Annotated in this window: 18 protein-coding genes; 12 read left to right on the top strand and 6 right to left on the bottom strand. The window is 60.7% G+C overall.

Features of this window, described 5'->3' with window-relative positions; translation table 11 throughout:
• Positions 1-28 precede the first annotated feature (28 nt).
• Complete coding sequence (locus tag BH93_RS22970) at positions 29-844, bottom strand: SDR family NAD(P)-dependent oxidoreductase (RefSeq protein ID WP_037172752.1); 816 nt, start codon at positions 842-844, stop codon at positions 29-31.
• Positions 845-1,190: 346 nt separating this feature from the next.
• Here BH93_RS22970 and BH93_RS22965 point away from each other — a divergent pair, with 346 nt between their 5' ends.
• Positions 1,191-2,366: a tyrosine-type recombinase/integrase gene (locus BH93_RS22965; RefSeq protein ID WP_037172747.1), complete on the top strand. Its 1,176-nt coding sequence runs from the start codon at positions 1,191-1,193 to the stop codon at positions 2,364-2,366.
• Positions 2,367-2,449: 83 nt separating this feature from the next.
• Here the strand turns inward: BH93_RS22965 and BH93_RS22960 are convergent, their stop codons facing one another.
• A complete protein-coding gene (locus BH93_RS22960; RefSeq protein ID WP_165712820.1) occupies positions 2,450-4,027 on the bottom strand; it encodes an SIR2 family protein in 1,578 nt (525 codons plus the stop codon).
• 504 nt (positions 4,028-4,531) lie between these two features.
• On the opposite strand from BH93_RS22960, the gene BH93_RS22955 reads away from it, so the two are divergent.
• Entirely contained in the window at positions 4,532-5,290 is a 759-nt protein-coding gene (locus tag BH93_RS22955; protein WP_165712817.1) for a restriction endonuclease, read from the top strand.
• Positions 5,291-5,700: 410 nt separating this feature from the next.
• Here BH93_RS22955 and BH93_RS22950 read toward each other — a convergent pair whose 3' ends face one another.
• Positions 5,701-5,958, bottom strand: a complete 258-nt coding sequence (locus BH93_RS22950) for a hypothetical protein (protein ID WP_037172744.1) — start codon at positions 5,956-5,958, stop codon at positions 5,701-5,703.
• A 129-nt stretch (positions 5,959-6,087) separates the two neighbouring features.
• On the opposite strand from BH93_RS22950, the gene BH93_RS28045 reads away from it, so the two are divergent.
• Together BH93_RS28045 and BH93_RS28040 are read left to right on the top strand one after the other, a co-directional pair.
• On the top strand, positions 6,088-6,585 hold the full coding sequence (locus BH93_RS28045) for a hypothetical protein (RefSeq protein ID WP_052064959.1): 498 nt from the start codon (positions 6,088-6,090) through the stop codon (positions 6,583-6,585).
• Complete coding sequence (locus tag BH93_RS28040) at positions 6,582-7,079, top strand: hypothetical protein (protein ID WP_052064958.1); 498 nt, start codon at positions 6,582-6,584, stop codon at positions 7,077-7,079. Before BH93_RS28045 ends, BH93_RS28040 begins: the two co-directional genes overlap by 4 nt.
• Positions 7,080-7,301: 222 nt before the next feature.
• Here BH93_RS28040 and BH93_RS22940 read toward each other — a convergent pair whose 3' ends face one another.
• On the bottom strand, positions 7,302-8,915 hold the full coding sequence (locus BH93_RS22940) for a helix-turn-helix domain-containing protein (protein ID WP_052064957.1): 1,614 nt from the start codon (positions 8,913-8,915) through the stop codon (positions 7,302-7,304).
• A 185-nt stretch (positions 8,916-9,100) separates the two neighbouring features.
• On the opposite strand from BH93_RS22940, the gene BH93_RS22935 reads away from it, so the two are divergent.
• The 8 genes from BH93_RS22935 to BH93_RS22900 all read left to right on the top strand — a co-directional run bounded on the left by BH93_RS22935 (position 9,101) and on the right by BH93_RS22900 (position 16,466).
• Positions 9,101-10,201 (top strand): NAD(P)-dependent alcohol dehydrogenase, encoded by a 1,101-nt coding sequence (locus BH93_RS22935; RefSeq protein WP_037172743.1) that lies wholly within the window; start codon positions 9,101-9,103, stop codon positions 10,199-10,201.
• A 34-nt stretch (positions 10,202-10,235) separates the two neighbouring features.
• Positions 10,236-11,714 (top strand): aldehyde dehydrogenase family protein, encoded by a 1,479-nt coding sequence (locus tag BH93_RS22930; RefSeq protein WP_080738968.1) that lies wholly within the window; start codon positions 10,236-10,238, stop codon positions 11,712-11,714.
• Positions 11,715-11,748: 34 nt separating this feature from the next.
• Positions 11,749-12,483 (top strand): lipase family protein, encoded by a 735-nt coding sequence (locus BH93_RS22925; RefSeq protein ID WP_155290902.1) that lies wholly within the window; start codon positions 11,749-11,751, stop codon positions 12,481-12,483.
• A gap of 69 nt (positions 12,484-12,552) precedes the next feature.
• Positions 12,553-13,731 carry an acetyl-CoA C-acyltransferase gene (locus tag BH93_RS22920; RefSeq protein WP_037172740.1) on the top strand — a complete coding sequence of 393 codons (1,179 nt, stop codon included), beginning with the start codon at positions 12,553-12,555 and terminating at the stop codon, positions 13,729-13,731.
• Positions 13,732-13,828: 97 nt separating this feature from the next.
• Entirely contained in the window at positions 13,829-14,281 is a 453-nt protein-coding gene (locus BH93_RS22915) for a MaoC family dehydratase (protein WP_037173368.1), read from the top strand.
• Positions 14,278-15,183, top strand: a complete 906-nt coding sequence (locus tag BH93_RS22910; protein ID WP_037172738.1) for an HpcH/HpaI aldolase/citrate lyase family protein — start codon at positions 14,278-14,280, stop codon at positions 15,181-15,183. Before BH93_RS22915 ends, BH93_RS22910 begins: the two co-directional genes overlap by 4 nt.
• A gap of 78 nt (positions 15,184-15,261) precedes the next feature.
• Positions 15,262-15,654: an AMP-binding enzyme gene (locus BH93_RS28315; RefSeq protein ID WP_052064955.1), complete on the top strand. Its 393-nt coding sequence runs from the start codon at positions 15,262-15,264 to the stop codon at positions 15,652-15,654.
• Positions 15,651-16,466: a hypothetical protein gene (locus BH93_RS22900; RefSeq protein ID WP_037172736.1), complete on the top strand. Its 816-nt coding sequence runs from the start codon at positions 15,651-15,653 to the stop codon at positions 16,464-16,466. The genes BH93_RS28315 and BH93_RS22900 overlap by 4 nt, the downstream gene beginning before the upstream one ends.
• A 249-nt stretch (positions 16,467-16,715) precedes the next feature.
• Here the strand turns inward: BH93_RS22900 and BH93_RS22895 are convergent, their stop codons facing one another.
• Positions 16,716-17,150, bottom strand: a complete 435-nt coding sequence (locus BH93_RS22895) for a MaoC family dehydratase (RefSeq protein WP_037172734.1) — start codon at positions 17,148-17,150, stop codon at positions 16,716-16,718.
• Positions 17,147-17,599 (bottom strand): FAS1-like dehydratase domain-containing protein, encoded by a 453-nt coding sequence (locus BH93_RS22890; RefSeq protein ID WP_037172732.1) that lies wholly within the window; start codon positions 17,597-17,599, stop codon positions 17,147-17,149. Before BH93_RS22890 ends, BH93_RS22895 begins: the two co-directional genes overlap by 4 nt.
• Positions 17,600-17,629: the final 30 nt, after the last annotated feature.

The raw sequence follows: 17,629 nt of genomic DNA, 5'->3' as shown, positions 1-17,629 counted from the left end.
GAGTGAATTATCTATTGGTGATGGCTAGTCAAAGCCGCCGCAGTGCTTGGAGCGCAGGCAGCAGATGTTGATAATGAGAGCCGAGTAGGCGCGTGGTTACGTCGATGAGGCGGGCGTCATATCCGACTGTCACCTGCGACTTACCCTTCCACGCACCCGCGATGATCTTCTGGGCAGCCACTTCAGGGGCGGTTCGGGCTACGCGGGTGTCGAAAAAATTCGCCGTTCGCGCGCGATCAACGCCGGGTGCCGCCCGTGCCGTCCGTGCGATCGGCGTTTTGAGGCCACCAGGGATCACGCACGTCGCACGCGCGGTTCGTGACGTCAGGCGCAGTTCTTGGCTTAGGGCCTCGGTGAAGCCCCGAACAGCAAATTTAGAGGAGTTGTAAGCCGAGTAGCCGGGTGCGGACATGACACCAAATGCGGACGACACGTTGATGATTCGACCTCGACGTGACTTCAGAATGTCTGGAAGGAAGGCGCGAGAGCTATTCACCACACTCTCGAAGTTGGTTGCCATGACGAGATCGAAGTCAGCTGGGGGAGTTTCGATGACGTCACCGCTGTATAGAACGCCCGCGACGTTGAAGATCGCATCGAGACCGCCAAGAACTCTACGTGATGAAGCGGCCCATGAATTGATTTCGGTCCGGTCGGCGACGTCGACTTGAGTCGCGTGTGCGACTGCGGTCTTAGCGACACATTGGGACTGTGTGTCCAGTAGTGCATCGTAGTTGTTGTCCGCGAGCACAAGTGACCAGTCCTGGCTTGCAAGCTGCAACGCGATTTCGCGGCCGACTCCAGAACCTGCGCCGGTGACCGCTGCTCTCCATTCCCCTGGCATCTAACCGCGCCTCCCACACCTCGCTGCCCTTGGTAACTAGGCACAGTAACGAACAGCTGACAGCCGCGCTAGCAACCAGCTGGTCTGTATTCCGGTTTGTATCTATTGGTGCGTATGTGTTCGTACGGAGGTGCTCGAACATGCGGTGAACCGTCGGTGTGAATATGACTTTTCGGGCTGAAATTCTCGCCACCGCATCCTGCCCGACGGTCGGTGTTGAGCACCGTAGAAAAGTAGATCCGATTTCCCGCGGTAAATTGCATTTTCCGCACCATCTCCGCTGAAACACCAGCTCAGCACAGTTTTGCTCTGCAAAGTTGTCGGCGACCTACGATACGCTGCCAGTATGGACTTTCGACCGTGCCGAACGCCTGCGGTGGCCACCCTTGTCGGCACTGCCGAAGCTGGCAGGCCGGTCGCTGTCGAGCCGGAGATCCCGCCCGCCGTCGCCAAGCGAATCGCAAGCGCTGTGCAGTCCTCCCGGTCCGAGGGGACACGCAAGACGTATGCGGCTGCGTGGAGACGCTTCGCCAGCTGGTGCGCCGCAAATGGTCACGTGACGCTTCCGGCACACCCGATTACCGTCGCCGCCTACCTCGTCGACGCTGCCGACACCCGCACCGAAGCAGGGGAGCGGGCCTACGCTGTCGCCACCTTCGGCACGTGGATTGCCGCGATCAACCACCAGCACCGCACCACGGGCCATCTCTCTCCGTCCGCGCATGAGCTGGTCTCCGCCACGTTGTCGGGGATCCGGCGCGAGTACGCCGCCGCGGGGGACCGACTGCGCCAACCGCGGGATCCGCTGCTGGCCGACGACATCAAGCTTCTTGTCTTGACGGCGCGGGAGCGATGTCGGGGCTGGGCGGACGAAGTCCTCGAACGCCGTGACTCCGCAATCCTGCTGATGGGGTTCGCGGGTGCCTTTCGCCGCGGCGAACTCTCCGAGCTGGTGTGTGGGGACGTTACCGTGCACCGGCACGACGGCCTACATGTGCGGTTGCGGAAATCCAAGACCGACCAAGAGGGCAGGGGAGTAGTTAAAGCCCTGCCATACACAGGCAATCACGAGACCTGCCCACCGTGCGCCTATGTCCGCTGGGTGCAGGTCGTCGCCGCGTTCGATGTCGGCGGCCGCCCCGCCGTCATTCGGCTACTACGGAAACAGGAACTGTTCGACGCGCACGTGTGTCGTGGGGGAGTGCCACGCACCGCAACCCGGGTACCGTTGTTCCGGGCCGTCGCGAAGAACGGAAACCTTGCCTCAACACCGCTGTCCGGGGCAGCGATCCACCAGACCATCCGACGCCGCGCCGAACACGCGGGCTACGACCCCACTGCCCTAGCCAAGCTCGGAGGGCACTCTCTCCGAGCCGGCTTCGTCACCCAAGGAACCCGAAACGGTGCCGACGGATCCGCTATCGCGCGCCAAACGGGCCATGCCAGCCTGGACTCGGTCGAGGTCTACCGGCGTGAGCACGCGCCCCTCGTGGGCAACGCCGTCACGGATATTGGTCTCTGACATCATGAGCGATCGAATTGCACTGAGGTGCACACTAGTTAACGAGAAAACCGTCCTGCAGCCGTCGCAGATTCGGACGAACTTCAGACGTCAATAGTGTGCGCCGGGCCGTAACGCAGTAGGTCGTAGAAACAGATCGCTTTCACCAAGTCAGTGCTGGGTTTCCCGTCTGACCCTAAGCACTGACTCCACGAGTCGTCTAGGAATGACCTCAGTTCTTCCACGTCAATTTTGGCCTGCGGCAGACATAAAAGTAACCGCAGGGTATCTTCTCGATCCAGCGATTCTTTCATTTCCGTGAAAGATACAAATGAACTTGCCCGGCTGTGAAAGAGTTTCTGCGAGCTTGCATTGACACTGTAGCGGCGAGGATCTTGTGCCTTTTCAACAACTTTTGGCGGGAGCTCTTTCGGTTTTCTGATGTTGCCATCAACATCTAAATAACCAGCACCCCTCAAACATTTAAACATCGGAAAATAACCAGGATTTTGCAGCAATTGGATAAAAGTCATGGCAACAACAGATGAGTAGTCCAGATCGCTGCTCACGTTGATGCAGTCCCGACATATTTCCACGCGTGAAACTCCCAGATAGCCGCGCTGCTGGACATTCGCCATCGCGCCAACGCCAACGTAGATGGAGCTGTGGTCGGCCACTCCCATGAGATCGTCCACATGCAACATTTTGGCCTGCGAACTAGGATCTAGAATGATTCTGTATAGCCTCTCCTGCACCTGCCTTATAATGTGCTTCGGCAAACTGCTGGGCACCTTCTTTATTGCGCGGAAAACTGGTGCGAAATCGGAGGTCTGGATAAGCTGTATGGGGATGCCAGTGGACCCGATTACCTGCACCGACGGGCTCATGGCTGCGACACCAGGGGTTTTGTCCCAAGACACAAAGATCAGCTTGTCTCGTAGCGTATCGCGAACACGCTCTTCGGTGAGACAGTTTTGAAGGCTACGCAATATACTTTGAACGTTTCGGTCCCCAAGGCTGTACCCTAAGAAAATGATCGGATGTTCCGCAAAAAGAGTGAGCAGTTTAGCAATTAGATACTCATTCCTCTTGTTAAACTCGTCGTAGTCGGATTTCGTTAGCACAATTGAATTTGGACTGCTGAGGCTGCCGTGTATTTTATAAATCTCCGCAACGCCAGCAGTCTCGGCCGCAATCAATTCGTTCTGGCTTGAATAAACTACGAAATTGGAGAATATTTCCTCAAGAAAAAAATCGTAGTTCGTGGTAATTACCAAATCGATATTGTCAGCGCAATCTTTCAACAGGCGCATCTCGTCGACCATCTTTGGGTCAGTGGTTATCTTGTAGCTGTTCTCTACCAGCTCTCTAGCTCTTATCTTTACTGCGCTCTGGCTATTCACGAGATCGTTTATATTTTTGTCACGCCATGCTTTTAATTCAGGAGTCCATGTTTTGGAATGCAGCTCTGAGGCCAGCATCTCGGCTATGTCTTCTGGATCTGTACCTACGTGCGTTTGATAGTATTGGAGTGGCCACCCCGACTGGGCGCTAAGTTGTTCCAACAAAGTGTTCCAGGTCGGTGTTCCTGCGTACCGCTGAGACACACCGGAGCCGACAAATAGAATTGGGCCAGAAGAGAATTTCTTCAAGTGATCGGATAGCTGGTCTTCAATGGTCACGCGTACCTCACCTTTACTGTCGTTAGTATCCAAGCTTAAACCCAGCTGCTCGGCACCGGAATCTGCCACAAATTATTCGTTCAGCTGAATGACCCCTGCCGGTCTGCGAAGCTACGACAGTTACCTGCTCTGCCCGAGGTTTGACTTGACTCAGTCGTGCACGCGTATGACACCAAAACTGACGCGACTCTAAATCTGGAGCGAACCCAGCAACACAACACCGAAACGTAACAGGTAGGCGCAAGCGTCGAGAGCCTTGAACGGCGCGGTAGTGCAGACTGGACCTACCCGGTGGTCGAGGCCCTCGCACCGGCCGGTTCGCACGCAACAGGCGGGGACCGAACTCGGCGGTGCTCGCCATGGTCTACACGGTCCGCGTTCGTTCACGAGCCGCCCCTACGCATTAGGCTGATTCAGCCTTACATGAGGTGGGTTCTTATTGTTCGGCCTACCGTGTACTTGTGTGATGCAGGAACCGATACTCCGTGCAGGAGGGCTAGGCGCGTGGTCGAAGCGAACCCAGAGTGGATGAACTACCAGCTGGAGGTCTCCCGGTTTTTCGCTGACCTGGGCATGGAGGCGCTGGTCGATCAAACAGTCCAGGGCGTCAGAACTTCGCACGACATCGATGTCCTCGTGCGGGGCAGTTTCGTGGGTTTCGACATCACCTGGGTCGTCGAGTGTAAGGCGTGGCAGTCACGGATTCCTAAAGAAAAGGTCCTCGCTTTAAGGCAGATAGTTGATGACGTGGGCGCTGATCGTGGCTTCGTAATGGCCGAATCCGGCTACCAGTCTGGTGCCTTGGAGGCGGCGCTGGTCTCCAACGTCACCTTGACGTCGATCGCGGATCTCACCGAACGGCTCCACTATGACCTGGCCATGACTAAGCTGATGAAACTGGAGCACCGAGCTGATGAGGCTAGGGAACGGTACTGGGCCCTAAAAAAGTACGTGCGAATTGACGCGGGTCTGCGACCCGAGGTCGGGGAAAGTGGCTACTCCGGGACAAACATCATCGCCAGCGTGGATCAAGCTCTGCGCGACATTCGTCTACGTGGGTTCCCAGTCATAGTCGACCCCGTGATGGCCACCTTGGCTTCACACGGCAGCCGTTACTCGCCGGGTTCCGAAGCGCAGGGCACGACCTTTAGCACTCCGGAGGAACTCTTCAAATTCCTCGACAGCGAGTTGTCTGAGCTCGAAGCAAGACTGGACCGTGCTCATCAGGGCGGTTCGGCTCCTCCAGCATCCTCCCCGGCGTAATTCGACGCGGATCAGCGGATTCCTTGTGGTCGTCAACAAAGGATGACGATGCGGTAACTGTGGTCAGCGTGCCGACCCCCGCCGCGTGAGTTCATGACGGCTGTTGCCCCGGCGTCGCCGACGGCCTCCGGGACTGTTCGGCAAGGCTGGCACGGCGAGGACGCAGCACCCGGCCAGCCAGTACGTACACACCGGCAGTCGAGGTCACCACCGCGCCTTCTCGTATACCGGAAACGGCGGCGACAGTGGCGAACAATGCGAGCACCCCAAGGCCGTCGAGTACCACCGCCGCCACTGGCACGTCGAGCAGGATCGGCTCGGCCCGAGCATCAAAAACTTCACCCGGTTCATGCCGCGGCAATACCGCAGACTGTCCCGGCGCGCCACCGGGTGCAGCTGGTTGGGCTCGGTCACGCTCCCGCGGTGCCGCGCCGCGGAGCTTCGTTGTCGGCCGCGATGTCGCTGTCGGCGGCGAAGACCAGTCGGCCGTCGTCGAGGGCGACTGCCCACCGCCGGGGCAGCGCCCATTCCCTGCCCGCTGCGGCGGAGTCCAGGATGCCGATAGTCGCGTAGTCCTCGACGAGGACACCCGCTGCGTCGGGTGTACGCAGTTGGACTCTGTCACCAACGGCGTGGGCCGCCGGTGTGAGATGTCCCGATTCGCTCATGTCGGTAGTGAAACAGACGCCCAGCACCGACGCCGTGGCGGTACCGGTTCACACGCATCACCGCCGACTGCGGTCGCCCGGCATGGACGACGCGAGAGGACAGTCGGTGGCTGCGGGTAGCGTCGCGGCATGTCGTCGCGACGGAGCGCTCAGCCCACGGCGTATCGCTACGAATGGGCGTTGTTCGCCGACTGGTGCGCCGCCGCCGAGGTAAGCCCGATGCCGGCCAGCCCGGCGGTACTGGCCGAGTTCCTCGGGGACAACCCCGCGGGCGATGCGGTGCAGCTGCGGCGGGTCTCGGCTGTCAATCGAGCCCATCTCGATGCGGGGTATCCGCAACCGGGGCGGGTGACGTCGCTGCGGCTCGCGCTCGACTCGGCACGAGCAGAGCGCATCGGTCGGCGAGCCGTACAGTATTCGGCTCTCGCAGCCGCGTTGCCGAATGTCGGGTCGACGGAGACGTTGTTCGGTCGCCGCGACGCGCTCTTGTTGCTCCTCGCCGGGACGGGCCTGTCCTACAGGGCAATAGCCGGACTCGACCGCTCCGACATCGCGACCGATGGAAGCAGTCTGTGGATCGGCGGTCACCATCGCATCCGGATCGATCCTGGGGAAAGGCGGAGGTGACGCCGACCGAACTGTGGGAACGCTGGCGCTCGATCCTGCGGTTCTCCGACCGCTACCCGTCCACGACGCTGATCGCCGAACACCTGCGAGACAACACCTTTCCCGATATGAACGGGTGGCCGGACCGCCCGGGTCCGGTCGCGGTACCCATCGACCGGTGGGGCCACATGCCGCTGCCCGCCGCCGCGATGACCGCCGCCGAGGTCGGGGCAGTTGTCCACGCCCATCGCACGGGCACCCCGCCGCAACACACCCCGCGCCGCCGGATGCCGCGACCGGACCAGCTCCGCCAGCGCGACCGCCCGACGCCCGCCGAGCAAGAACCGTCGTTCGTCGAGCTCGGCTCCGAGTACTACCGCACCGGAACCGCCGCCCGCCGCCGCGCCCACCAAGCCCTCGCCTGCGTCCCCGACCTCGTCGACGACGTCGAAGACCGCATCGAAGCGCTGCTGCAGCGCACCCTCGACCTACTCGACGAGGGAAGCGATGCATGACGTCCGTCGGCGTTAGCAACAACTGATCGTCAAGATGTCCTGTCGTTTCACCTGACGTAAAACCGGGTTATCGGTTCCTGACGAGATCGAGCCGACGTATACGACGTTATCGGTCCACATCTATGCGGCGGAGCTAGAGCTAGACCTGACATCGTGTCGAATACCGGGAGCACGTCGGTGCGTTCTTCGGCTCACGCTGACCGGGGGTGCGGTGCGCATTGCTCAACTACTTATATCGAGTATTTTCATGCGGTTGTACAAGGTAGATCGGCTGACGCCCAGATTGATCGCTGCCTGCGTGCGATTTCCCTGGGCCGCCGCAATGGCTGTTGCAATCGCCTCTCGTTCCGCTTCGTGACGAGGCGACAGGGGCCGGTATGTGTGGCGGTACGAACAGGGAAGGTCCGATAGCGACACCTCGCCTGTCGAATGTTGTGCCACCACCTCGACCAGTCGACGCAACTCGGCCATATTGCCCGGCCATGGCTGACTTGCAAGCGCGCGAAGCGACGCTGGTGCGAACCTGACATTGTTCCCGTTCGCAGATTCGTGCAGCATTCGCATCGCTATCCGAGGAATTTCATCCCTCCGTTCGCGTAACGGCGTAATCGTTTCCTGGCGACCGATCAGTGGTATGAGAGCGCCTTTGATGTCGTCCCAGCGCCGCCCGGGAACACAGGTCATAACAACACTTCGTCCGGGTCTATCAAGACGACCTGCCAAGCTTGCAATATCGGATTCGTTCAGCAGATGCACGTTTTCGAGAAGTACTGAGATGTGATTGGGTTTGCGGAATGCGGCCTCCATACGTCGTCGAAAGTGGCGGTGTGAATCAGAGTCGACGCCATCGAGCACCAAAAACTCACTGTCGTTCAGCAATTCACGCGCGCGTGCTGTCCTACCCGATCCGTGCTCACCGCTGAGAAGAGCGGGCCACATGTCATCTGTGAGAGTGGTCGCGGACTCGAGTCCGTTCGATTCCATCGGCGCCGTCAAAGCCACGACAACGCCGGACGCGCCTTCTATGACATTCCATTTCAGCTTGACCGATGTGCCATTTCCCAGCGTGAGGGTTTCGGGCATCGTCTTGCCTCGGAGAACATCGTCGGCCTGCGCTCTGAGGGCGATGTGGTCTTCGACGTGCAGCATGTCTAGAGCTGCAGGTGTCGCCATGATCGAGTTGTTGCCCAACGCGATACGAGCAGCTACGCCTTGAAGACGCGGCGACGAGAACGCGGCAGCGAGCGCGCGCTCGTTCCTTGGGCTGGCAACCAACAACTGCTCCGCGATATCACCGACAACTCGTCGAGCCAACGCACGAAAAAGCGGATTGTCGGCTCCCCTGTGGTAACAGATGTCGAGGACACCGACCGTGCGGCGGGTCACCGGATGATGAATCGGCTCGCCGTGGCAACTGAAGTTCTTGAACTGCTCATGGAAGTGCTCATCGCCCAGCACCGACACGCATCGCTGCACCTCCAGCGGGGTACCGATTGCATTCGTGCCGGCGTTGTCCTCGCCGAACCGCGCGCCGCGGACAGCGCCGAGCGCGGCCATCCAGTCCCGGACCGAGTTTTCAGCAGCGCGCACATCGGTAATGCGTGCATCACTGTCCGCGAGCAGCACTCCCGCCCCAACATCGGCGAGATCGCTCGACAACGCCAAGAGCACCGGACCGGCTGCAGCCGCGAGAGAACCCCCTTCGAACCCCTCACTGAAGTCGAGAAGCGGTGGGTTGCTGGGGTTGACACCGTTGAGTCGGGACCGAAGCCACGACGACGCGATCTCGGGGCGCCGCGGATCGGGCTGTGTTGCTCGACCGGTCACCACCCTCACTGCTCAGCCGCCTCGTCGCTGGTCACAGAGTCGAACCTACCACCCGGGGCGCTCAGGTTCCTACCAATGGTCAGACCTAATTGTCCAGAAAGTTGGACGGTCAGTCAGATCGTTTACTTCTTAGAGTTGTGTCATCTGGATCACACCCGAAGACGACCTCGACGGGTGCAACATTGAGGAGGCCCATGCGAATCACAGCGGCTGTAGTACGCGAGCCTGAAACACCGTTTCAGATCGAAGAACTCGACCTGGACGACCCCCGTCCCGGCGAGGTTCGCGTTCGCGTGCATTCTGTCGGTATCTGCCACACGGACATCGGGGTTCAACGACAGTGGTTGCCGGTACCGCTCCCGCTCGTGCTGGGTCACGAAGGGAGCGGTGAGATCGACGCCGTCGGTGACGGCGTCACCAGGTTCGCGGTCGGAGACAAGGTCGTCGTCACATTCGACGCATGCGGTATCTGCATCACTTGTCGTCAGGGCCTACCTGCGTACTGCATCGAGTTCACCATGAGAAACGTCAGTGGAGGTCGCCTCGACGGAACGAGCGCTATCTCCACGGTTTCCGGCGACCGAGTAAACGGAAACTTCTTCGCGCAATCGACATTTGCCTCCTACGCGATCGCGAACGAACGCAACATCGTGAAAGTCCCAGAAGACGTCGATCTCAGCCTGTTGGGTCCCCTCGGCTGTGGGATCCAGACCGGCGCCGGAACAGTGATGAACAAGTTGCGACCGCAAGCAGGGTCCAGCCTGGTCGTATTCGGTGTCGGTGCTGTTGGCCTGTCCGCGGTCATGGCCGCTCGCGTTGTGGGTTGCGAATCGGTGATCGCTGTGGACTTGGTCGATGAACGTCTGGATGTGGCACGCGAGGTCGGGGCCACCCACACTTTGAGGGGCGACGCGGACGATCTCGTCGACGCGATCCGCGAGATCACAGGCATGGGGGCCGACTTCGCTGTCGACACGACGGCATCCACCGCAGTCGTGCGCACCGCGGTCAGCGCGCTCGCCCCCGCCGGAACGTGCGCGGTGTTGGGGTTCGGCAAGGCAGGTACAGAAGTACGCGTCGACATGCTCGAATTGCTGATGGCCGGTAAAACCATCGTAGGAGTGACCGAGGGTAACTCGCGTCCCCACGAATTCATTCCCCGCCTCATCGAGTTGTACCGCCAGGGGCGGTTCCCGATCGATCGGTTGGTGAAAAAGTACTCATTCCAAGAAATCAATCAGGCGGTCGAGGATTTGGAAACCGGCGTCGCGATCAAGCCGGTTCTCGTTTTCTGACAGAGATTCATATTTGCACTGAAAGGGAAAATAGATGACTTCCACGTCGACCATTTCCACAAACGAAGTCGGGAAACCGGTGTCACGAGAAACTCTCGAGCGCCTTGTCCGCGACCAGCGCGCCGCCTTTCGAAAGGAAGGCACTCCGTCGGCCGAGGTACGGATCAATCGGATCGACCGTCTGCTTCTGGCGATTGTTGAGCACATCGATGAGATCGCGGAAAGTCTGAATGCAGAATACGGCTCCCGGCCCACAGCCCTGACGAAGGCGTTGGACACGTTGCCGTTCGTCGGTGCTGCACAAGAGCTTCGCGATGGTATCGCCGAGTGGATGAAGCCTCAGGACGTTTCGGGCGGTTACGTTGTTCCGCAACCCCTCGGCGTCGTCGGTGTGATCGGCGCATGGAACTTCCCCCTCGAATTGACGATCCACCCCGCAATCGACGCGCTCGCTGCTGGAAACCGGGTCATCATCAAGTTCCCCGACTTTCATCCTCGTACCGGTGCGGTTCTTGCAGCTGCCGTGGCGGAGCGTCTGAGTCCCGATGAGGTTGCCGTCGTGGTCGGCGACATATCGACAGCGGAGCATTTCTCGCAATTGCAACTCGACCACATCGTGTTCACCGGATCGCCGGCGATCGGCAAGAAGGTCGCCGAGGCTGCGGCTCGAAACCTCGTTCCCACGACTTTGGAACTCGGGGGGAAAAACCCGGTGGTGGTGTCGGAGTCGGCGGATCTCGACCTCGCCGCCCACCGCATTGCCGGATCAAGGTTGTTGAACTCAGGGCAGGTCTGTCTGTGCCCCGATTACGTGTTCGTCCCGCAGAAAGACGAGGAAGTCTTCGTACAGAAGCTCGGAAGTGAAATTCGTGCGCTCTTTCCGGACCCGAGCAGCACCGCCGGTCTCGTGTCGATCGTAAACCAGCGTAATTATGCTCGTATCGAAGGCCTGGTCGACGACGCTGTGGAGAAGGGCGCCGAACGGGTGGCCATCCCAGGCGAATCGGATCAGCAAGGTGAACCCTCCGGGGACCGCCTGCTGACCCCCACAATCCTCCGTAACGTACCGGCGGACGCAGCGATATCGACCGAAGAGGTGTTCGGGCCGGTCATCTCGATCTACAGCTACGCTCATGTCGACGAAGCGATCGACTACATCAACTCACATCCGTCGCCGCTGGGTGCCTACTGGTACGGCGAACAAGACGCCCAGTTCGACCGGTTCTTGGAGTTCACGCGCAGCGGCGGCATCACTGTCAATGACGGTATTGCACACGCGTTCTTACCTGGGACGCCGTTTGGAGGGGTTGGCAACTCGGGATCTGGTGCGTACCACGGTCGAGCAGGGTTCGACCGTTTGAGTCACATGAGAACCGTTGCGGTCGCTGAAGGCGAGTTGGGTCTGACGGATGGACTTGTCGGTGCCTCGTTGGCTACCGAAGGTTTCGCACAGGCAATCGACGCGAACATCCAGGCCGCGCTCGACGACCTGAAAGCGCGCGTGCGCGAGTAGGACTTTCCTGAGCTGATTGCCACGGGTCCGCGCGTTGTGGACCCGTGGCAATCATCTGTTCCAGCTCGTTGTCCGGCCTAACTCGATCGACTCCATCCGTCAGAGAGGACTGCGCAGCAATGCGTCCTGGGCGACGTTGCGTACTGGGGATTTCAGAGCAAGCAAAGACTTCACCAAAAGCGGCATGTCCATAGCGGAAAGTCTCGAATCAGATGCACAGATTCGCGAGGTTCTCGAACGCCTCGTACTCGGGCAAACATCGCCGACCGTTCCAATTGTGCTGTTGCAGAACGTGAACGACGACGTGGTTCCGACGTACCAAACCCGAGAGCTGCTTACGAAGTGGTGCAGCAAGGGTGCCGAGGCGAGCTACTCGGATGAGATTGACGCCCCGCCGTTGCTGCCGCAGTTGGGCGTGGTCGATCACTTCTTCGGTTTGCTGGCCGCATCACGTCCCTCCATCAGCTGGCTGGAGCAGCGGTTCCTCGACGGTTCGGCGCAGATCGACAGCTCGGGCGATGCTCCGTATCTCGCAGCACCGCACCATACCGTAATTCGCTTTCGGTCAGACCATATGATGTCATGGCTCGTGACGAGAGCAGAGGCGATCCGACGTGAGGGAGTGACGGTGCACGAACTGATAGAAGGCGTCGGGACTGCTCTGCGGACACTTGTTGCCGGCGTAGCGCTCCTGCTCATGTTGTGCGCGCTGGCCGTGGGTTTGACCGTCTCAGTGCTCTGCGGACTGTTCGCGCCCGTCAGAAGCTGAGTACTGACCGGTCGACGAACACGAGGGCCGGGCCTCGGACGACCACACCTATTGGAGGAGACGGTTCACATGAGCGGGATTGTTATCGTTGCCGGGGCACGCACCCCGATCGGTAAGTTGGCGGGTGCGCTCGCTTCGCTGAGTGCGGTCGACCTCGGAGCACACGCCATCTCCAACGCCCTGGCGCGAGCGGATGTGAGTGCGGAATCGGTAGACGCTGTGATCATGGGAAATGTGGTTCAGGCCGGTGTCGGACCCAATCCGGCACGTAAGGCAGCAGTTGCCGCGGGACTGCCACTGACCACGACCGCGATCACGATCAACAACCTGTGCTTGTCCGGGTTGCAGGCAATCATCGAGGCTGGCCGTCTGATCAGCTGCGGAGACGCGGAGATCGTGGTTGCAGGCGGTATGGAATCGATGACCAATGCCCCATATCTCGCCAAGGGTGCACGGACTGGATTTCGGTACGGTGCGGCGAGTCTCGACGATGCGCTCGATTCGGATGCCTTGATTTGCGCTTTCGACAAGGTGTCGATGGGTGAGGCGACCGAGAGCTATGTCCGTGAAGCTGGTGTGGCTCGTCAAGCGCAGGACGAATTCGCCGCGCGGTCACACGCTCTGGCCGCAGCCGCCACTGCGAGCGGCACCTTCGCCGGCGAGATAGCGCCTGTGGAGATCGCTGGGCGTCGAGGATCTTCGACCATGACCGTCGACGAGGGTATTCGTGAAGGCACCACAGCGGACAGCCTCGGCAAGCTCCGCCCGGCTTTCCGACAGGACGGGTCCATCACTGCCGGATCGGCATCGCAGCTGTCCGACGGGGCCGCTGCGGTCGTGCTGATGACCGAGGCCAGAGCCCGCGAACTCGGACTCGACTGGCTGGCGACCCTCGGGGCGTCCGCCTTCGTCGCGGGTCCGGACACTTCGTTGTTGTATCAGCCAGCTGCGGCCATTTCCGCTGCCCTGATGAAGGATGGGGTGACACAGGTCGTTGACCTGGATCTGATCGAAATCAACGAGGCGTTCGCTGGAGTGGCACTTGCGTCGATCGAGCGGCTCGGTTTGGACCCGTCCAGAGTCAACATCAACGGCGGGGCAGTCGCATTGGGGCATCCTGTCGGTATGTCCGGTGCGCGGCTGGCCTTGTCTCTCGCGCACTCGTTGAAGCGTGCCGGTGGCGGTATCGGCGCAGCGGCTCTGTGCGGCGGCGGCGGCCAAGGCAATGCCCTGTTGATCAAGGCTTGAGTGCAGAAAGCCGGAAGCGCTGGCCGGATTTGGTCGTACCATTTACTTTGTAGAGTGCCGGCTCATGATCGGCGTTCCCGAGGACAGGATGATGCATATGGCAGGCTTGTGGTTCGACGAACTGACTGTCGGACAGACCTTCGAACACGCAATCAGACGAACGGTGACCGAAACCGACAACGTCCTCTTCACCGCGATGACCCACAACCCCGCGCAGCTCCATCTCGACGAGGAGTACATGCGTGGCACCGACTACGGCCAGCGTATCGTCAACAGCGCTTTCACCCTGGGGTTGATGGTGGGAATCTCGGTGGGAGATACCACTCTCGGAACGGCCGTCGCCAACCTCGGGTGGGACGAAGTAAGGTTTCCAGCACCCGTGTTTCATGGCGACACTCTCCATGTCACCACCGAGGTCATCGAGCTGCGTGACTCGAAATCTCGGCCCGATCAAGGGATTGTCGTTTTTCTCCACCGTGCTTTCAACCAACGTGACGAGTTGGTGGCGTCGTGCAAACGGGCGGGTCTGCAGCGTAAGAAGCCGGAGTGAGCGCGCCATTACGGTCCTTCCTCTTCGTACCAGGCGACAGCGAGAAAAAGTTGTCCAAAGGCGCAGACAGCAGAGCAGATGCCCTGATCCTGGACCTCGAGGACGCGGTCAGCGAGAATCGCAAACCGGTAGCACGCGAACTGGTGCATCAATTTCTTCGTGACCATCAGGGGCGAGCGCAGGGTCCGCAGCTGTGGGTACGTATGAATCCCGTCGATACCGCCCATGCGTTGTTGGACCTCGCAGCGGTGGTGCACTCGAACCCGGCGGGGATCATGATCCCCAAGATCGACAGTCCAGCCGAGGTACTCAGAGTTCACCACTACCTCGACGCACTCGAAGCAGCGAGCGGCTTACCACAGGGACAGATACAGGTTCTTCCCGTCGTGACGGAGACCCCGACAGCCCCTTTCCGACTCGGCGACTTCGCCGAGGCCGCGCTGCCCCGGCTCTTCGGAATGACATGGGGTGCTGAGGATCTGAGTGCTGCACTCGGTGCCTCCAAGAATACCGGACCGGACGGCGGCTGGGCATTCACCTACCAGATGGTGCGGTCGATGACATTGATGGCCGCACGGGCAGCCGGCGTCGAGGCGGTGGAGACTCTTTTCGTCGATGTCCGCGACTCGGAGGGGCTCGCGGAGTCTTCACGTCACGCCCGCGCAGAAGGATTCAGTGGCAGGATTGCGATACATCCAGCACAGGTCGATGTCATCAACGATGCATTCACACCGTCGGCCGCGGAGGTCGACCACGCGCACCGCGTCATCGAGGCGTTCACCGGAGACGTAGGAACCGTTTCTTTGGATGGAAAGATGCTCGACGCGCCCCATCTCGCGCAGGCGCGACGCGTGCTGGCCCTCGCAGCAGCTGCGGATCCCCGACCTGAAGGGATCTCGTAGCAGTGGCCGAGCGTTCCTGCACACACAGCCGCGTAGCCACCGAATGGCGGCACTGTTCGGTCTTCCCACCCGGACAAGATGGCGGGCATAGACAATTGTCTGCGGCCAACCGGACAGACGGCAGACATACATCTTCATCCCGCGGCGGTCCGAGTGAGCGTCCTGGTGGTCGAGGGCGAGTTGGCCGAGCATCTCGAAGTAGGAGCACTGACCGTGGTTGAAACATCGGACGAACGTCTCGGCGACGAAATGTGCGTATTCGTAGCTCCCAGGCACGGGCAGGATGCTTCGAACGTGCGATATCTCCGGACGTGCCCGACCGATAGAGGAGGGGCAGTGCAGAAGGCACCGGAGCGGGTCGTTGAAGTGGATGAGGTACCGGCGACGGCGACCGGAGCGATTCGAGAGCTTGTACTGCGCAAACTTTGGGCCGAAAAGTTCAGTGCGGGAATCCCTGTGAGCGCGCGTTGACGTCGGAGACATCCGCGGTCGGTCGCGGCTTCGTGACCGGTGACATCGAACGTGCTCTGTACATCCGGCCCGTCAGCCTCTCGCAGGAGCACGCTCAGTTGGAGATGGCGTCGGGATCGTGGTTGACCGATCCCGTAGTCGGTGTGTGTCGGGCTGCGCTCGGTGTCGTCCTGGACGACGTGACGGGATACATCGTCGTGTCCGGGGTTTCTGCTGAGTCGTGGCCTGTGAGTCTCGGTATCCGCATGGACTTCCTTCGTGACCCGCCAGTGGATGGAACACCGATCACGGTGACCGGCGACATCGTCGCCCGTGACGGCACCAGCGGAACGACGCAGGGTTCCGCTCGCGACTCGTGCGGTTCCCTTCTTGCGTTGGTGACCCAACGATCGCACGTGGTGGAGCGGAGATTGGCGGCGCGGGATTCGCCGCTGCGTTCGGACTTGCTCGAAGGGGATCCCTCACTACGCTCCCGTCTCGAGATCACCACTCCCTCCCCCGACCGTCTCGTGATGGGACAAACCCCGTATGCAGCCAACGTGATGGGTATCGTTCACGGTGGAGTTCTTGTGTGCGGATCCGAATTTGCGGCAATGAACGCGCTCGGAGCGCGCGGCGAACTGCGTACTACGAGCGTCGACATCGCGTACGTGCGGCCGGCCGACGCCCTCCGCGCGACGACCTTTAGGTCAGAGGTGGTCCACCGCGGTCGTTCTCAGGCCATTGTTCGGGTCGTCTCCGAGAATGCTGTCGGTAAACCGTGTTCCATTGCAACGGTGACCGTCCAGCCCGCAGTGCGAAACGAGCAGTAAGGAACGTCGCGTATTACACGGGCAGGCTATGGCTGCGGCGTTCGGGTCGCTCTGATGCGCAGCGAATTGGCGTGAGCCCGGCCAAGTGGCTGCGCGAGTACCTGCGTGCACACGGATGCAGCGTTGGCCTTGGCAATACCGCACCGACGCACTCTGCATCGGGCCGCGGTGTACGTCCTTTGTCCGCACACCGCGGGCCGGCAGAATCGTGTCGGGAACGAATTGGGCTGCTGTGGTGTCCAGTGGGCGCTATTGCGATCGAACGTCTAACGCGGCGGTCGAGATTCGCGTGTGCGCCCGACCGGAAGCCACGACTCGGTCACCTACCGCGGCCTGCACAGTCAGCTCCGCTGTGTGGTTGTCGGAATCGACCGCGGAGACCGAGCCGGTAAGCCGGACGAGGTCACCGATCGCCAGCGGCGACGCGAAACGCACCGAATATGCCAGCAAGTGTTCCACGTGGACAGTATCGGCGATCCACGCCGCCAGGAGTCCGGCTTGCAGTTGACCCATCGCAATCACTCCTGGCAACCCTGCGGCCCGCGCGTACTCGTCGTCATGGTGCAGCGGATTGAAATCGCCACCGGCACCGGCGAAGCGCACGATATCGGTCTGCGTTATCGGTCCGATCGTTCGGCCGCCGAGAGTGTCTCCCGCGGACAGACGCTTCGGTTTGCGGTTCAACTCTTTCCCCGTTCGATCAAGACTTCTCTTTGAATGATCACAGCCTGACCGGACGAGTCTGCCCACGTCGTCTCCAGTGTCACCAAGCGCATACTGCCGCCCCGCTTGCCTTCCCGTGTGGTGTCGTCGACGACACGCCGAGTGCCGGTCACTGTGTCGCCGGCCAGCAACGGACGCAGATATTTCCATTCGACGCTGCCGACGACGACGCGTTCGATCGCCAGTCCGAGAGCACGTACGAACTCCTTCTGATCACGCTGATGTCCCGCCACGACCACGTGCGTGGGCGTTGCGGGTAGGCGGTCGAAGCCGGCACGTGACGCCGCAGTGGCGTCCGTGTGGACGGCGTCGGTCGTACGAGTGGCCCGGGCGAACTCGCGGATCTTTCCGGCTTCCACGTCTAGCGTGACGGAGTCGAGAACCCGACCACCACCGAAATCCGGTTCCATCTGTTTGCCCCTGTCTTTTTTGGTCAGACC

Origin of the sequence: Rhodococcoides fascians A25f (assembly GCF_000760935.2) — a bacterium.
Taxonomy (GTDB): Bacteria; Actinomycetota; Actinomycetes; order Mycobacteriales; family Mycobacteriaceae; genus Rhodococcoides.
This window is presented reverse-complemented; position numbering and strand designations above follow the sequence as displayed.

Coding starts and splice junctions, on each gene's coding strand:
- BH93_RS22950 (WP_037172744.1), bottom strand. CDS start 5,958: ATGAGCGAATCGGGACATCTCACACCGGCGGCCCACGCCGTTGGTGAC.
- BH93_RS22915 (WP_037173368.1), top strand. CDS start 13,829: ATGGCAGGCTTGTGGTTCGACGAACTGACTGTCGGACAGACCTTCGAA.
- BH93_RS28045 (WP_052064959.1), top strand. CDS start 6,088: ATGTCGTCGCGACGGAGCGCTCAGCCCACGGCGTATCGCTACGAATGG.
- BH93_RS22935 (WP_037172743.1), top strand. CDS start 9,101: ATGCGAATCACAGCGGCTGTAGTACGCGAGCCTGAAACACCGTTTCAG.
- BH93_RS22920 (WP_037172740.1), top strand. CDS start 12,553: ATGAGCGGGATTGTTATCGTTGCCGGGGCACGCACCCCGATCGGTAAG.
- BH93_RS22890 (WP_037172732.1), bottom strand. CDS start 17,599: ATGGAACCGGATTTCGGTGGTGGTCGGGTTCTCGACTCCGTCACGCTA.
- BH93_RS22930 (WP_080738968.1), top strand. CDS start 10,236: ATGACTTCCACGTCGACCATTTCCACAAACGAAGTCGGGAAACCGGTG.
- BH93_RS22965 (WP_037172747.1), top strand. CDS start 1,191: ATGGACTTTCGACCGTGCCGAACGCCTGCGGTGGCCACCCTTGTCGGC.
- BH93_RS28315 (WP_052064955.1), top strand. CDS start 15,262: ATGGCGGGCATAGACAATTGTCTGCGGCCAACCGGACAGACGGCAGAC.
- BH93_RS22970 (WP_037172752.1), bottom strand. CDS start 844: ATGCCAGGGGAATGGAGAGCAGCGGTCACCGGCGCAGGTTCTGGAGTC.